Source organism: Streptomyces sp. NPDC047085 (assembly GCF_040643735.1).
GTDB lineage: Bacteria > Actinomycetota > Actinomycetes > Streptomycetales > Streptomycetaceae > Streptomyces.
The window spans coordinates 267,835-283,587 of record NZ_JBEYUW010000005.1; the positions used below are offsets into that span (position 1 = coordinate 267,835).

General features: G+C 69.7%; 9 protein-coding genes and 3 pseudogenes. 7 read left to right on the forward strand and 5 right to left on the reverse strand.

Features of this window, described 5'->3' with window-relative positions; translation table 11 throughout:
• Nucleotides 1-16: 16 nt before the first annotated feature.
• Complete coding sequence (locus ABZ865_RS19915) at nucleotides 17-700, reverse strand: alpha/beta hydrolase (RefSeq protein WP_336112576.1); 684 nt, start codon at nucleotides 698-700, stop codon at nucleotides 17-19.
• Nucleotides 701-1,558: 858 nt separating this feature from the next.
• On the opposite strand from ABZ865_RS19915, the gene ABZ865_RS19920 reads away from it, so the two are divergent.
• The 4 genes and pseudogenes from ABZ865_RS19920 to ABZ865_RS19935 all read left to right on the forward strand — a co-directional run.
• Nucleotides 1,559-2,176, forward strand: coding sequence for an RNA polymerase sigma factor (locus tag ABZ865_RS19920; RefSeq protein WP_073896648.1), 618 nt, complete (start codon nucleotides 1,559-1,561; stop codon nucleotides 2,174-2,176).
• Entirely contained in the window at nucleotides 2,169-3,143 is a 975-nt protein-coding gene (locus tag ABZ865_RS19925; protein ID WP_361231720.1) for a CU044_5270 family protein, read from the forward strand. Before ABZ865_RS19920 ends, ABZ865_RS19925 begins: the two co-directional genes overlap by 8 nt.
• Before the next feature lie 67 nt (nucleotides 3,144-3,210).
• Nucleotides 3,211-3,974: pseudogene (locus tag ABZ865_RS19930) on the forward strand (IS5 family transposase).
• 261 nt (nucleotides 3,975-4,235) lie between these two features.
• A pseudogene (locus ABZ865_RS19935) lies at nucleotides 4,236-4,376 on the forward strand (site-specific integrase); the annotation flags it as partial.
• Between the two features lie 463 nt (nucleotides 4,377-4,839).
• Here ABZ865_RS19935 and ABZ865_RS19940 read toward each other — a convergent pair.
• From ABZ865_RS19940 to ABZ865_RS19950, 3 genes are all read right to left on the reverse strand, one after another.
• Entirely contained in the window at nucleotides 4,840-5,814 is a 975-nt protein-coding gene (locus ABZ865_RS19940; protein WP_361231722.1) for an STAS domain-containing protein, read from the reverse strand.
• An 862-nt stretch (nucleotides 5,815-6,676) separates the two neighbouring features.
• The gene (locus ABZ865_RS19945; RefSeq protein WP_361231724.1) at nucleotides 6,677-8,416 is read right to left on the reverse strand and encodes a SpoIIE family protein phosphatase; all 1,740 of its coding nucleotides are present in this window, start codon (nucleotides 8,414-8,416) and stop codon (nucleotides 6,677-6,679) included.
• A 1,356-nt stretch (nucleotides 8,417-9,772) separates the two neighbouring features.
• A complete protein-coding gene (locus ABZ865_RS19950) occupies nucleotides 9,773-10,297 on the reverse strand; it encodes a hypothetical protein (protein ID WP_361231726.1) in 525 nt (174 codons plus the stop codon).
• A 1,056-nt stretch (nucleotides 10,298-11,353) separates the two neighbouring features.
• On the opposite strand from ABZ865_RS19950, the gene ABZ865_RS19955 reads away from it, so the two are divergent.
• Both ABZ865_RS19955 and ABZ865_RS19960 read left to right on the forward strand, forming a co-directional pair.
• On the forward strand, nucleotides 11,354-12,829 hold the full coding sequence (locus ABZ865_RS19955) for a helix-turn-helix transcriptional regulator (protein ID WP_361231728.1): 1,476 nt from the start codon (nucleotides 11,354-11,356) through the stop codon (nucleotides 12,827-12,829).
• A gap of 185 nt (nucleotides 12,830-13,014) precedes the next feature.
• Nucleotides 13,015-13,152: pseudogene (locus tag ABZ865_RS19960) on the forward strand (site-specific integrase); the annotation flags it as partial.
• Nucleotides 13,153-13,613: 461 nt separating this feature from the next.
• Here the strand turns inward: ABZ865_RS19960 and ABZ865_RS19965 are convergent.
• On the reverse strand, nucleotides 13,614-14,939 hold the full coding sequence (locus tag ABZ865_RS19965; RefSeq protein ID WP_361231730.1) for a HAMP domain-containing sensor histidine kinase: 1,326 nt from the start codon (nucleotides 14,937-14,939) through the stop codon (nucleotides 13,614-13,616).
• A 153-nt stretch (nucleotides 14,940-15,092) separates the two neighbouring features.
• On the opposite strand from ABZ865_RS19965, the gene ABZ865_RS19970 reads away from it, so the two are divergent.
• A complete protein-coding gene (locus ABZ865_RS19970) occupies nucleotides 15,093-15,749 on the forward strand; it encodes a hypothetical protein (protein WP_361231732.1) in 657 nt (218 codons plus the stop codon).
• The last annotated feature ends 4 nt before the right edge of the window (nucleotides 15,750-15,753 follow it).

The window sequence follows — 15,753 nt, forward strand, 5'->3', positions numbered from 1 at the left end:
CCCGCGGTCCTCGGCCCTACTCCAGGGTCTTCGCAGCGTTGCGGATGACCTCGAGGACAGCGTTGGGCTGAGAGAGCATCGGGACGTGGCTGCTGTCGAGGCTGACGGTCGTGGCCTTCATCCGTTCGGCGGAAGCGCGCTCCCGGTCCGGGTTCACCGTGCGGTCCTGGGTGCCCACGATGTACCAGCTCGGCTTCGCTCGCCAGGCATTGCCGGGTACCTGCTGGTCGAAGAGGTCCGCGATCGGCGGGCTAGCGGTCGCCAGCACGAGCTTTTGTTCCTCCAGTGGCAGGTCGCCACAGAAGTCGCCGATGCCCGACTCCTTGAGGTAGATGCGGTTGTCGGCGACCTCAAGGTGCTCGAAAACCGGCGAGCTGGGAAACGCGGCCAGGTGCTGCTGCGAGGTCTCGTCGTCGTCCGGGGCAAGCGCGCAGATGTACACCAGGGCGCCCACCCGGTCGTGCACGCCCGCCTTGGTGATCAGCGTGCCGCCGTAGGAGTGGCCCACGAGCACGACCGGGCCGGGCACGTGGTTGATCGCGCGGGTTACGCAGTCGACGTCGCCTGCGAGCGAGTCAAGTCCATGCTGCGACGCGAAGACCTCGCGACCCTCGGCCTGGAGTGCGGGGATGAGCTTTGCGAAGCACGAGCCATCGGCCCACAAGCCGTGGGCCAGCACGATGCTGGCTTTTCCGGCCATGCGTGCCTCCTCTGTCGCTACGTCGCTACCTGTAGCGGAGATCCACTTCGTTTGATCCGCTTTGTTCAACCCTAGGTGGGAACTACAGGTGCCGCTCGCCCGCCACGAGGTCCAGGTCCTCCGACCGGCCTGACCCCCTGCCTCACCCACCACTCACCCCGGCTCCCATCCCGTACGCCGTCGACCCACACACCGTGGAGCAGGCGTGGTCCCTGGCGTCCAGGTGGAGCGCGCAAGCGGTCACCTCTCCCGCCTGGCGGACAACATCGAGGCGGTGCAACTCGGGAGGGCGGCCGAACTGTTGGACCAGGCCTCGGAAACCCTCGGTGACGAAGACTCGGCCTCCGAGGATGTGCGCCTCCTGGCGGACAAGCTGACTGGATCTCTGCGGGACGTGCTCCGCGTAGCGATCAGCCGCGGTTACCTCCTCACCGCGAGCGAACCTCACTGTTCCTGAAGGGGGATGGTCGGCAACGAAGGTTGTCGGCGACAGCATTCCCTTCAACACTCACAGGGGGGAGTCCGGGACAATGCCCCGGACTCCCCCCTGCTGCTTCGTTTGCTGGCCCGATCGATCCTGTGCGTGCCCCTTGATCGAGCCGGCACCGCAACGGCACCGGAGGCCCCCGTGCGGCGCGCGCATTTCCGCAGGTCAGACCTATGGTGTCCGCCAGGGCTTGATCTTCGTGCGTAGGCCGCGCACACAGTCGGCGCTTGATGCCTACCCGACTAGGGCCTCTCTTTCGGATCTTTGGACCAGCAGCCAGCGGCCCCGAGGGAACTCGCCCGGGGCGACGGGCGAAGGAGAGATGAAAGCCCAAGCCTTCGAAGCGTTCCCCCAAGACGAGAGGAGCCCCGATGACCGTCGAGCCAGGCATCCGCACGGGGGCGGAGAGAGATGCCTCGGTAATTGCGCGGTCCCGGGATGAACCCGAGGCATTCGCCGTGCTCTTCGACCGGCACGCGGATGCGGTACACCGTTATCTGGCCCGTAGGCTCGGCGGCGAACCGGCCGACGACCTCATGGCGGAGACCTTCACCACTGCTTTCCAGCAGCGGCACCGGTACGACCCCGCGCGGGCCACGGGCGACGACGCCCGGCCCTGGCTGCTCGGCATAGCGACCAACCTGGTCAGCCGGCACCGTCGGGCCGAGGCCCGCCGGTTCAAGGCCCTGGCCCGCATCCCGGCTCCCGCCGACCACGAGGAGCCGCTGGCCGACCGGGCTGCGGCCCGGGTAGGGGCACAGGCCGTACGCCGTGAGCTGGCGGCAGCACTGGCCGCACTGCCCGCGCGGCACCGGGACGTGCTGCTGCTGGTGGCGTGGGGCGGTCTCGGCTACGAGGAGGTGGCCCAGGCCCTCGGTGTCCCCATCGGCACGGTCAGATCACGGCTGCATAGGGCTCGCAGCAAGCTACGCGAAGCGTTGGGCGGATCCGATCCGACGACACTGCGAGAGGTATCCGGCCATGACTGACGAACTCGAACTCCTGCGGGACTGGAACGCGGACGCGTCCCCGCTCACCGAACCGACCCGAGCGCAGGCCCGCCACCGACTGCTCAACACGATTACGCGCACGGAGCGACACCCCGACGCCGCACCCAGCCGCCGCCACGCGCTGCGCCTCGCGACAGCCGCGGTGGTCACCGTGGCGGTTACGGGCGCGGCGGTACTGATCACCGAGGACGGCGCCGACGAGGGCGGCCGCACCGACCGCGCGGGCACGAACGCTCCGCAGATGCGCAACGCCGCCGCCGTGACCGTGCTGAACGGAGCGGCAGCGCGGGCGAGTAAGCACGAGAAGCCCGTGGCGCCGCGCGACGACCAGTTCATCTACTCGAAGCGGATCATCAAGGAGACGGAGCGGAAGACCGGCGCGGTCAAGACCTATGTGGACTTGAACTGGGACTCGGTGGACGGCTCCAAGCGATCTTTGACCATGGAGCTCGGCCGGGTGATCTGGGAGGAGCCCATGGGGAAGAACGAGGGCGTGTGGCCGCCTCGGGAGTGGAGCAAGCTGAAGAAGCTGCCCACCGACCCGGAGAAGCTCATCCAGGGCATCATCGGCGTCGGCACGTCCGACAAGTCGATCGACGCCTTCACCGCGTGGGACTGGTACGAGGCCTACTTCATGCTCGGCGAGCTCTTGAAGTGGCCGGTGCTGCCCGAGGGACTGCGCCCCGCCGCGTACGAGGCGCTGGCCCTGGTGCCCGGGGTCAAGGCAACCCCGGGGATGAAAGACTCAGCCGGGCGCACCGGGGTGGGGATCTCCTACCCGAAGCGCGCGTCCGAGAAGGACAAGTACCTCATCTTCGACCCAGAGTCGTATGAATTCCTGGGCTTCCGCGACGAGCGGACTTCGCGTTCCGGGAAGAACACGTACATCCAGCTGTCGCACGTGGCGGACTGGGCGATCGTCGACCGCTTGAAGCAGCGCCCCTAGGCAGTTTCGTTTGGATTGGTCGGTCGTTGGTCCGGGTGCGCCGCTAACAGATGCGCAGTGGGCGCGGATCGAGCCGTCGCTCCCGGACCGGACGCCGACCGGAACGCAGTGGGTCCATCTGCCGGAGCGGTACGGCAACTGGCGAGGTGTCTATAACCGGCTGCGGATGTGGGCCGTCGACAGCACCTGGGAGCGGGTTTTCACCGCGCTGATGGCTCAGGCCGACGCCGACGAGAACCTCGACTGGGCGGTCTCGGTGGATTCCACGATCGTGCGTGCCCACCAGCACGCGGCCGGGGCCCGCAAAAAGGGGCCCCGGCCGGCGAGCCGGCCGACCATGCCGTCGGCCGGTCCCGTGGCGGACTGACCACGAAGGTCCACCTCGCCGCGGACGGTCGCTGCCGTCCGTTGGCATTCGTTCTCACCGCCGGGCAGGCCGGCGATGCTCCGGCCTTCACAGACGTCATTGCCCGTCTGCACGTTCCCCGTCGCCGCGGTCGGCCCCGCACCAGGCCGGACGTGGTCTTGGCCGACAAGGCGTATTCCTCCCGCGCGATCCGTGACCACCTGCGCAGACGCGGCATCCGCGCCGTGATTCCCGTCCCGGCGGACCAGCGCGGCCACAGGCTGCGTTGAGGCAGCCAGGGCGCCAGGCCGCCCGCCTTCGACCGTGAGATTTACAAGCGGCGCAACACCGTCGAACGGTGCATCAACCGCCTCGAGCAATGGCGCGGCATCGCCACCCGCTACGAGAAGACAGCCACGATCTACCTGGCCGGACCACAGCGCGCCGGCACTCGCGGACGGCGCCCCTTCCATCCCGGAGTTTGAGCGCCCCCGCCGGAGGCATCGCTTTGACGCGAGCTGAGTAGCAGTCCGAGCCACCGACGGTCTCCCCGTCAACCCGAGCCGTAGGCGTGCGGACGGCGGCCGGGCTGGAGCGGGGCGTAGACAGGAGCGCAGGCCCGGGCGACGGGCCGCGCGCGCCGCGCCGTGCGCGGCGGGTGCCTTGATCAAGATCGACGGCGCCCGGCGGATCCCCGTTGCCGCGGTCCGGGACTTCGTCCTCGGCCAGATGGAGGAGGCTGCCTGATGGCTGGTCAGCGCAAGCGCAACCCGAACGGCGCCGGGACCATTACCAAGCGCAAGGACGGCCGCTTCCAGTGCGCGGTCTACGTGCTCCAGCCGGACGGCACCCGCGCCCGCAAGTTCGCCTACGGCAAGACCTGGGCGGTTTCCCATGAGGGCCCCACGAGGCCCTGGGAACGGGGGCCGGGGAGTCGCCCGAGGTCGGCTGCGGGGGTCGAAGCGGTGAGCACCGCAGACCCTTTGGGGACGACAAGGGCCCCGCCCCCATCAGGGGTCGGGGCCCTTGGCCGTCTGCGCGGGCCTCTCATGGCCGCTGAGCACAGGCTGTCGGGGTCGTCGGCCACGCAGCGGCGCTCGACCCGGCCGCGGAGGCTGCAGCTGGTCCACAGGCCCAAGGCGTTGTGGTAGGGGCCGCAGCGTTCGGCTTCGAGGGCGGCGATCTCGCGCGGGAGGACGAGGCGCACTTCAGGTGGCCATTCTGAGCACGATGTTCGCGCAGCTCATTGCGAATGAGTACCGCAGTTTGCCACTGAGCGCTCGACGCCGCCCCGAACGCTTCGCCAGAGTGATCCCACCGGCCGGAACGGCCGCCGGCCCATCGCCCCTCTCATCGGCCTTCCGGGGACAGCCCTTCCACAAGCAGGATCAACACGCAGGGGGCGACAGGACCGGGCAGCCCGACGACCTCTCCCATGTTCTGCCAGCCCCAGTTCGAGAATGCGGCTTGTCCCGCCCGGTCGGCAGGATGCAGCAGGGCGACTCCAAGGGAGGAGTGCAGGACCGTGAGCAGACGCTGCTGCAGACGACGGGCGATGTCGCGGTGCTGAGCGTGCGGATGGGCCACGACCTGGGTGAGGACCACGAACCGGGCGTGGGAAGTGAGCCGTTGGATGCTCTCCTGGAGCGTTGCGTCGAACCCCCGGCGCCCGGAACTGTCAGGGCCCACCGGAAAACCGAAGGCGCAACCGACCAGCACCGTCGTCTCGGCGAGCAGCAGCGCGAAGCCGGGGTGGTGGGCACTGACCGCCAGGCAGCGCAGGAGGTCTCCACGGTTGTGGCACGCCTCGCCGGCGGTACCCGCGACAGACTCCGCGGCCAGGTCAGCGATGTCCTCGCGCACATCCTCGGCCTGCCAACGGGTCAGCCGGCGAAGGCGGATCCCGTCCTTGAGGACCGGCTGTTCCGACCGACGAGGGGGCTCCTCAGGCGCCCGCGTCCCGGTCCTCGTGAGGTCGCCGAGCACGGCGGCCGGCACGGGACCCCCGGGGGCCGCAAGAAGCAGCGGAGCAGTTCCGGTGACTGCGAGGAGCTGGGTGATCTGCGCGCACGGGTGGTGCAACAGCAGGGAGGCGTGTACCCGGCCAGCGCGCCGTGACGCCGACAGGAAGACGTCCAAGCCTCTGGCGTCGCAGGAGCCGACCGTGGTCAGGTCGATGTCGATGACAGTGACGCCGTCCAGCAGACACTGCTCCAATGCGGCCCGCAGCAGCGGTGTCGTGGCCGGTCCGATGTCACCGGCAAGCGTGACGAGCGTCCGCTCCCCTCGGTTCCGCCGATGGATGTCCAGCCGGGAAAGGGCCATCACGCCTCCCCTCGGCAGGGGCCCGGGCCGGTACGGGTATGTGGTGCCGACGCAGCGATGCAGAGCTTGCGCGGAGTTGCTTCGACCGCGGCGCACATGATGCCGACCCGTCTCCGCGCCGACCACTGGGGCGGCCCGGATTCCACTCTCGCCGAGGACGATCCGGCGTGGCGGCCGGAATGCGTGAAACCCTCGGTACTCCAACCGTACGCCGCCCGCAACCGGAAGCGGCTGCGCCGAGGGTGCCAGGAGTACGGCGGGGAGGCCGAGGGTACTTCGTACACCGGTGACAGGGCTGGTCTCGTCCTCGGCGCGCGGCGCCGTAGAGGCCGAGTGACACCTCCCGGGCCGTTCCCACGGCCCGGGACAGGTTCGGCACGATGACCACCGAATCCCTGCACGATCTTTGTCCTCTCGCTCAGTCCGACCGACCGGGAGGTACGGGCCGGAAACCCAAAGCAGGCACCAGTGTCGACCTCGGGATCCCCTACAGAGGTCGCTGAGTGGGTCGCACCGGCCTCGTGCGGCTTGCGGCTCATTGCCGAACCGTTGACCCCTGCGGGACGCAGTTCGCGTTCGGCCCGCTCACAGGCCGGGTGCCGCATCCTCGGCCTTCCAACCCGCAAACAGCGCGTGACCTGCCGTCGTACTGGAGAACTTCACCGATCGGGGGCAGGCTCGTCGGCCTGCGTCCCAGGTCGGCGTGGCCGGGCGTGCGTCGGCAGTTCGTCCCTCCCAGGACCGTGCAGCGGAAGAGCAGCCGGAGACGGCCCTTACGGCCACCCTGCCCGGCCCGTTCCGCGTCTTGGTACTGGCTCCGGGAACGGGAGCACCTCCGGCGTCGATCACGCCTCCGCCCGGTTCAGGGCATGGGCAGGCGCAGGGCGAGGAGGGCGATGTCGTCGGTGCTGCCGGGGGGTACCCGGGCGGACAACCGGTCGCAGAGGGTGTCCAGCGGTTGGTGCGCGAGAGCGAGGGCATGGCGGCGCAGTCGGCCGAGCCCGGTGTCCAGGTCGCTGCCGGGAACCTCGATCAGGCCGTCGGTGTAGAGCAGGAGCGTGGACCCCGGCGGCAAGGCGTGGGCGGCGCTCGGCCGATGAATGCCGCCCAGGTGGGTTCCGAGGATCAGTCCCTGCCCGGCTTCGAGGTACTGCGCGTTCCCGTCGGGGGTCAGCAGCAGGGGCGGCGGGTGCCCGGCACTGGTCCAGTGCAGTGTGTAGGGGCCGGTGTCCGGGCCGTCCACCCGGGCGAGGACGAGGGTGGCCATCGACACGGCCGTGATGGCGTGCATGGCATCGTCGAGTCGGTCCACGACGGCACCGGTCGGCCCGGTGTGGTCCCAGGCGAGGGAGCGCAGGATGCCGTGCAACTGCGCCATGCCGGCTGCGGCGGTCAGATCGTGGCCCACGACATCGCCGATGACCAGGGCGAGCGTGCCGTCCCTCAGCGTGAACGCGTCGTACCAGTCGCCACCGACCTGCGAGCCGGCTGGAGCGGGCTGGTACCGGGCGGCCAGCTGGATGCGGCCGTGCATGGGCAGCGGGGGCAGGAGGTTGCGTTGCATGGCCTCGGCGACCTCGCGCTGTCGGCCGAATCGGCGGGCGTTGTCGATGACCGGGCCGACCCGGCGGCCGATGTCGCTCGCCACGTCCAGGTCGCCGGTGTCGAAGGGCCGTGCCGGGTCGCTGCGCACCAGTGTCAGGGCGCCGGTGACCCGCTGGCCGGCGCTCAACGGCACCGTGATGACCGATGTCGCGCCGGTCGCTTCGAGGAAGGCGTGGTGGACGGCGGCCAACGGGGAGTCGGGCGGTGCCTCCATGCCGGAACGGTCCCGCAGGACGGGACCGCCTCCGTTCAGCACCTGTACCAGGGCCGAGTGGGCCGCTTCCCCGGCCGACGGCGGAAGGTGTCCGCGCCAGTCCTCCTGCCCGGCGTCGCGGCCCTCCGGTCCGGTCACCGCCACCCGGTGCACCTGACGGGAGCCGACCCGCAGGTCCACCGCCGCGAAGTCGGCGAAACGGGGGACCAGGAGCCGGCTCAACCGGGCGAGGGCCTCGTCCACCTCCAGGGTCTGACCGAGCACCTCGGTGAGCTCCGCGACGAGCGTCAACCGCTCGGCGCGGCTCTCCAGAGCGGTCGTGCGAGCGGCTCGTTCCGCCCGCTCGGCACGTTCCGCGCGCTCTCTGTGGGCGCGGTGGTCCGCCGCGGTCTCGATGGTGAGCACGACCATGCCCAGGGAGACACCGTCCTGCGTCAGAGGAGTGGCCGACCAGGAGATCGGGATCAGCCGTCCGTCACCCCGCAGGCACCTGTCGTCGTCCCCGCGCGCCGGACGCCCCTCGGCCAGTGCCTGCAGCAGTGGGCAGTGCTGGCGTGGGATCCGGGCGCCTCCCGGATCCCGATGGCACAGGTCGTGCAGGTCCTGCCCGTCCATCACCGCTGCTGCGCGCCCCAGCAGCCGTTCGGCGGCCGGGTTGACCGCGACGATCCGCCCCGCTGGGTCGATCACGGTCACCGCCGAGCTCAGCTGCTCGACGACCCGCTGCCACAGTCCCGGTTCCGCCGCCGACAGCCGCCACTCGTGCTTTTCGCCGGGCTTCACGTCCTCCACGATGCCGCCATCCCCTTCACGGCGCACTCCACTGGTGCCTCGGCCTTCGAGGTCGCGTAAGACGCCGGTGCCCGTCGGTCTCGTACGAGAACGAGAATCCGGCCGCACGGCCGACGCAACGGCGCCTCCGCGACACCGCTGTATGGGTGCTCTGGTCATGTCCGTCACCACCGGTAGGGAACGTGTCGGTCGTCGTGGCCCTCGTCGTGCGGGGTTACCGAAACCGGCTCGGAACTGGGACACGGCAGGAGCGAGCATGTACCGGAGCAAGGCGGCGAGGTCGGCGGGGATGGTGAAGACGCCGATGATGCCGCAGGCGTCGCGGGGCCGGTGCCGTAGAGGTTCTTCAGCTGCGCCCGCAGCGGGACGCCGGCGGTGCGCGTCGGCAGCTGCCGGGCGGCAACGGCGGCGAGCGGGTGGCCGACGGCCACGGATCAGAAGCTGTCGAGCGGCTCGGCTACGGGGTCAAAGCTCGTCATTCGGCGGTCAACCCGGCTGTCGGCGTGCCCCTGCCGAAGGCTGCGCCGGCTGACCACGTGTATCTCGACGACATGCAGGTCGACGCGGCGTTGCCCGCTCAGCGAACTCCCGCGCCTGGTCCCGTTGTGGGCCGCCGGCGGCCTCGCCGACCACCGGCGCCTCCGGGTTGCCTGACGCACGGCGAGCACCAACGCCGCCAGAGATCGCTAAGTCGTCGGCTCGGGTCGTCCATTGCGGGCGGTGGCGCGTGTGACGTCGGCAGGCGGTCGGAGAGGACGTTTCAGAGGACGACCGCGGGGTCCTGGTCGTGCTCGAGGGCGCAGATGTGGACGGGGTCTACTGACGGCTGTGCGCGAAAGGGGATGAAGGGGGCAATCGCTCAGGGCTCCAGCGCGAGAGGTTGCCCGACGGCCCGTTCCCATCCGTTCCCATGCAAGGCCAAAAAGCCCCTCGGAGATCACTTCCGAGGGGCCTTTCTGGTGCATCGTGCCTGGTCAGGCATGGTGCCCCCGGCAGGATTCGAACCTGCGACACCCGCTTTAGGAGTTCGTTCGCCAGGTAGGGAGTTCCTGGCGGCTCATGTGGGGGCGGGCCACGAACGGTCTCCGCGGGGTGCTCACGTCTGCTGCCGTTGATGTCAGACGTGGATGTCATCTGGCTCCGTCACCAACCCCCACCGAACAGTGGTTGCAACGTTGCCGCTACGCCTGACGTGATCGCCGGGATGCCGCCCACGCCGGCAAGGATGGTGAAGGCGTTTGAGGTGGAGATATCGTCCCTTACATACCAGTAGGTCACTCGCCAGATGGGTATGGCCTCGTCCGTCGTGAGGTAGACCATGACAGACCGGGCGGAGCGGCTCCGCTGTCAGCGGTTGCTCGTGGTGCCGATGTCGACGATGTGGTTGTACCGCTCCACCAGCACGAAAAGCTTGATCTTCTGCGTCGTCTCCCCGCTGCCGAAGGTCAGGGTGACGATGACCTCGTGGCCGTTACCCACGGCGCCGTTGTCGGTCACCGTCCACTTCCGCGGGACGTTTTGGGCACGCAGGACACCGTCCGCCCCGTGCTTCTTCTCCCAGGCCGCCAGTCGCTTGGCGAAGTCGGGCGTCAGGTAGTGCTTGCGGAGCACCGTTTCCAGCGTGGCGTCCGGGTCGTCGTAGTCGCCGATCGCGTCGATGTACGCGCCGTAGAAGTCGGCGACCCGGGTCACCGCTTGGCCGTTCGTGCCGCTGACCGACTGCAGTGCGGCGGTGGACGGCTTTGCGGGGGCACGATCGGATGCCTGTGCCGGCACCTGTGTCGACACACCGAGTCCGACAGCCAGGACGAGGCCGGCGGCGATGGCCGCGCGGCGGCCCGGACGACGGTGTGCGGGGGACTTCCTGTTCATGTGCATCTTCCTTTTCTGGTCCATATGCGGTTGCTCTCGGCCCGGTGTCTTCGTGCCGGGCCCGTCGTGTGGCTATCGCCTTTTCGGGTCGGCGGGCGCCGACCCAGAGTCATGAAAATCTGCTGCTGCGCGGACCCATTCCGCTCCCCCTGCCGCGGCTCGGGGCGCGATCGATGACACCAAGTCCTGCTGAATCGCGCCGAATGACCCTGTCAGTGGTCGATCGGCCGCCCTCCCCACCCCCGTGGCGGAGGGCGGCTCCGGTCATGCGGTCAGCGGAGCTTGTCCACGGCCGTGGCGGCCGTCTTCTTGAAGGCCTTCACCGGCGCATGTCCGAAGTCGCCAGACGAGTGTCAAAGACGCCCCAGGAGATCACCGTGTGTAGGCCGTAGCCGTGGCCGTCGTCCTCGACAGGCAGCCTGCCGTAGTCCTTCAGCGTCGCCTCGGTCTCCGGGCCGGCCTTCTCGATGCGTGCGCACAGGACTTGATGTCGTTGCTCAGCCGCGAGAAGCGCCCTTCGCCACCGCCGTCCTGGACAATTGCACGCTGACCTGACGGACGGTCGCTCCTGTCGAGTTCGGTACGGAGCTCCCGGTACCAGGTCCGGGCCGTCGCCGCCCAGCGCCATGCGCAGACAGCGGTCCCGTTCCACCGCCTCCGGTACGCAGGCGGTGAGCTTGCCGACCGTTCAGGACGAGCTTGGATACGACGGGAGATGGGCCGCCGCGAGGAAGTCGACGCCTTGGCCGTGACGTTTGCCAGTGTGGCGAGCGTCGCGCCGAGGGCGAGCCCGTGACGGCGAGTGCGAGGAGCGGGCCTGCTCGGGTGCGCTTGGGCATGGGTGTCCCCCTGGATGAGTGCATGAGTGTCATTTGTCGCCCGCCGCCGACTGGTCGGTCCGGTCCTGGTCGGTGCGACACCAAGAGCATCAGCCGTCACGACGGCTCGGTGCAACGCCGGACGCCCGCCCGGCGAGGGTGGAACCATCCCAGCCCATCTGACGTGCAGGTATATGGACGCCTGAGATACGGGGACACGTGGGAGGTTGGTGGAGCGGTGTCGACCGAGGACGACGTCGAGCAGTTCGCGGCGCTGCTGCGCCGGCTGAAGGACCGCACGGACCGGAGCTACGGCTCCCTGGCCCGCCGTCTCGGCATGAACACCTCCACGCTGCACCGCTACTGCGCGGGCGAGACGGTCCCCCAGGACTACGCCCCGGTGGAGCGGTTGGCTGCCTTCTGCGGAGCAACACCGGAGGAACGCCTCGATCTGCACCGCCTGTGGCTGCTCGCGGTGACGGCGCGACAGAGGCCGAGGGCGGGTGAGGAGGCAGCGGAGCCGACAAAGACCGAAGGGGTACTGAAGCCGACAGGGGACGAGCGGGCTTCGGGTCCGGACAGCCGGACGGCGGGGCTTGCGGGTGGCAGCACGCGCAGTGTGGGTGGTGGCGCCGACGGCATCGGTGGTGACGGGGGCGGCACGAGCGGTTCACCACCGCGACTCGATGCGGGCGCCCCCGACGCCGCACTGGCTGCTCCCGACGCTCCCGGACCGGGCAGTCGCGAGTCGACGGCCCAGGGGGATGCGGTCCGCTCAACTGGACGGCCCTGGTACCGCCGTCGCCGTACCGTCGTCGGCGCAGCCACGGCGACCGTACTGCTGGTGACGCTGGGCAGTATGTCGGCGCTGTCGGCCGACCGGTCTCACGACAACTCCGCCAAGGCCCCCGGTCAGTCCCGTACGACAGAAAGCGGTACGTCACACCACCCCTCGGCCACTGCGGCCAGCCCCTCCAGCAGCCGTTCTTCGGCCTCGCCCTCCACAGGAGTACGGGCTTCAGGGAGCCCCGAGTCGAAGGGCGGATCGTCGGCGGAGACGAGGAGCGACGCCCCCGTGCCAACCGGTGTGCCGCTCGCGTGGACCGCCGACTCGCAGATTTGGGACGGCGGTTGCGGGCACGACTACGTCATCGCGAAGGAGCCGGCCCAGGTGCCCCCGCCGCCGGTACAGCAGGACGCCGGAGTGTGGGCAGCGACGCAGCAGGCGGTACCTGGGCGGCAGACGATGGTGCAGATCTCGGTGCAGGGGAAGTCGTCCACGGCCGTGGTCCTCACGGCCCTCCGAGTCCGTATCGTCAGCCGCGGCAACCCGGTCACCGGCAACGCGTACGCCATGGGCCAGGGCTGCGGCAGTGATCTGCCGCCCCGCAACTTCTCCGTGAACCTGGACGTCGACCGCCCGATCACCCACGCGCGCCCCGGCAACGACAGCGGAAAGCCCGTCCCCGCGGTGCAGTTCCCCTACCGCGTCTCCGCCGAGGACCCGGAGGTGCTGCAGGTCACCGCGACGACCGAGGCCTACGACTGCAACTGGTACCTGGAACTCGACTGGTCATCCCAGGGCCGCACCGGCACGGTCCGCATCGACGACCACGGCCACCCGTTTCGCACCAGCAGCATCAAGGGCCTGCCCCACTACTGGTACGGCACGAACGACCACGGTGTGCGTCAGTGGGTACCCACCGACTCTTGAGGGAACGTGGGAGCTGCTCGGGCCATGTTCGCGATGTGACCGTTCCCCGTCACCCAGGCCCATCTGCTGGAGGGGGCCGGTTGCTGCCGCTTCGGTCCGGAACGCCCGCCGCGTTCCACTCAGGTTCGGCGTCGGCTCCGGCATGACACCTGTCATATGCAACACCGGATGCAGAGCACTGGTGCCCGCAGGTCGACGTGTAGATCCTTGGACACAGTCAGATCAGCATCACGATGGACGTGTACACGCACGTCGTGCATGACACCCAACGTGAGGCGATCAGCCACATGGACCGGCTCAAGCGCCGTCGGCCGACCGTCTGAGAGGCGACTGCCGTCAAATGCTGCCGTGAAAACGGCCCGAACCATGATCGGTCCGGGCCGCTTTGCCTGGTGCCCCCGGCAGGATTCGAACCTGCGACACCCGCTTTAGGAGTGGGATCGAATCCTTGCCGGGTCGTGCAAGGTGCTGCTGCGTGATGCTGTCTCGCCTGGTCAGCGTCACGCGGCTGGGTGCTTCATCCGGCTCATGGTGGCCTGTGTCGGACAGTCCGCTCACGCATCGCGCACGCACGTCGGCATCAGTCGGCAATGTCGGAGCGGGCCTCCCCATCGGGAAGGCCCGCTCCGGCGAGGGCACGGCTGCGGGACTGTGACGCCCGGCGGTATCGCAGGTCCACCCTCTGTGCGGGTGGCCGTCGTGGATCTGGGCCCATCGGGCCGGCTCGACACCAGGGCAGGCGAACAAGCCACATCCCGGAGCCGAGCATGTCGGAGAGAGGCATTCATCTGGAGGCCGGTGCGTTGTCTTGAGGATCGGCCCCGCGGACCGGGACGAGGAGGGTGAACGTGGCCGGAGCCCTTCTGGTGAGGGAGAGTCGGCCGCCGATGGAGTGGGCCAGTTCGGAAGCGAGGGCGAGGCCGATGCCCGTCCCGTGGCCGCCGCCGGTGTGTCCCCGGTCGAACAGCTGCGCCGGCTCGCCCTCCGCGGCTCCCTCGTCGCTCACGTCGAAGGCGAGGGCGTCGTTCAGGTCCCGCACCACCAGTCGCACGGTTCCGCGTCCGTGCACCCGTGCGTTGTCCAGCAGGACGCCGAGGACCTCCGAAACGGGGCCGTTGGGGACCAGGACATCCGCGGGTGCGTCATGTGTGCCGCACTCCAGGCGTCTGCCGTCGGCGGCGAACAGGCCGTGCCAGTGCTCCTGCGTCTCCTGAAGGAGGTGTGCCACCGCAATGTCCCCGGCGGCCGGGCGGGGCCGGTCCGCGGAGCGGGATAGGCGCAGCACTTCCTCCACGGTGTGGTGGAGGCGATGGGTGGTGTCCAGCGCCTCGGTCAGGGCGGGGCGTAGCCGGGCGTCGTCGTCCTGGGCGAGGCCCGCCTCCAGGGTGAGTTGCAGGCCGGTGAGCGGGGTGCGCAGCTGGTGGGAGGCGTTGGCGGCGAAGTCGCGTTCACGGCGTAGAAGTTCGGACAGGCTGCGAAGCATCGCATTGTGGGTGCGGGCCACCTGATCGATCTCGGCGATGCTGCTGGGCGCCGCCCGCGCGTTCAGGTCCCCATCGGCGACGGCCCGGCAGTGGCGGGAGAGGTCCTCCAGCGGGGCGGCCAGCGCCCGAGCCTGCCGGCGGGCGACCAGTACCGCGATGGTCAGCGCGACCACGGTCACGCCGAGTAGTACGCCCCACGCGGCCAGGACCCGGTCGCGTACGGCGCCGGCGGGGGAGGACGCGCGGACCACGCCGATCACCTGCTCGGCGTGGGAGACGGGTACCGCGGCGACCAGATCGCCGCCCGACCGCCCCCGGACCACCTCTCCGCCAAAGGCGCGGTGGACCGGAGCGTCCGCCAGCCCGGGGCCGCTGCCCGCCCGCTTGGCCTGCTGCGGGTCGTACAGGCCCAGATTCCCCCCTGCCGGCGCCCTGGGCAGTTCCACCGGGTCACCGGTCGTATAGTCCGGGCTCACCCGTACGGCCGCGGCGAGGGCCGCGCGTTCCAGGGTGTCCCGCTGCCCGGCGTACAGGGAGGACCTGATGGCCAGGGCCAGGGGGACGGCGAGCAGGACCACGGCGACCAACGCGGCGGTGAGGGCGACTCGCACCACGCGCTGTCTCATGCCCTCATCATGCGGCGGTTCGGCGGGGCGCGCTGGGCTGGGCTCATGCTTTTGCCGTCGTCTAACCCTCGGCGAGCAGGGCGTTAACCGGCCGCTTCCTAGCGTGGGTGCCATGACCGTCCGGTCCGGGGGATTCCTTGGAGGGCAGTGGTGATGGCAGCACATGCACGGACGTCCGCGGCAGTCGGGCTGGTGATCGTCGCGGCGGTGACCGCGGGTTGTTCCGGTTCCGGCTCGCACTCCGGTTCCGGTTCGACGACGTCGACGCCGCCGGCCTCCTCGGAGCGCGTCGGAAACGGGCAGAACAAACCGACACCCGCTCCCACCGAGTCCAATCCACCCGGTGACATCCCCGACAACCAGGTGTACGTCGTCTACCGGCCGACAGGCGGATCCTTCTCCGGTTTCACGGTGAAGGTGCCTGAGGGCTGGGCCCGTACCGAGCAGGGCGGCAGCACGGTGTTCACCGACAAGTTGAACACCGTGAGGATCACGGCGGTCTCCGCGTCCACCGCGCCCACGGTCGACTCGGTCACCAAGACGGTTGTCCCCAAGCTGCGCTCCCAGGTGCCGAAGTTCGCCGCGCCGAAGGTGTCGGAGGTGTCCCGGCACGCCGGCCGTGTCGTCCGGCTGACCTATCAGGGCGACTCGGCGAAGGACCCGGTCACCGGCAAGGTGGTGCGTGACGGGTTCGAGCGGTACGCCTTCTACAGGTCGGGCCACGAGGTGGATCTGACCCTGTCCGGCCCGGTCAACGCCGACAACGTCGACCCGTGGCGCATCATCAGCGACTCCTTCGCCTGGCGGTGAGCAT

Excerpts from the sequence above, each read along its gene's own strand:
- ABZ865_RS19915 (WP_336112576.1), bottom strand. The coding sequence starts at position 700 with ATGGCCGGAAAAGCCAGCATCGTGCTGGCCCACGGCTTGTGGGCCGAT.
- ABZ865_RS19920 (WP_073896648.1), top strand. The coding sequence starts at position 1,559 with ATGACCGTCGAGCCAGGCATCCGCACGGGGGCGGAGAGAGATGCCTCG.
- ABZ865_RS19925 (WP_361231720.1), top strand. The coding sequence starts at position 2,169 with ATGACTGACGAACTCGAACTCCTGCGGGACTGGAACGCGGACGCGTCC.
- ABZ865_RS19940 (WP_361231722.1), bottom strand. The coding sequence starts at position 5,814 with ATGGCCCTTTCCCGGCTGGACATCCATCGGCGGAACCGAGGGGAGCGG.
- ABZ865_RS19950 (WP_361231726.1), bottom strand. The coding sequence starts at position 10,297 with ATGAACAGGAAGTCCCCCGCACACCGTCGTCCGGGCCGCCGCGCGGCC.
- ABZ865_RS19965 (WP_361231730.1), bottom strand. The coding sequence starts at position 14,939 with ATGAGACAGCGCGTGGTGCGAGTCGCCCTCACCGCCGCGTTGGTCGCC.
- ABZ865_RS19970 (WP_361231732.1), top strand. The coding sequence starts at position 15,093 with ATGGCAGCACATGCACGGACGTCCGCGGCAGTCGGGCTGGTGATCGTC.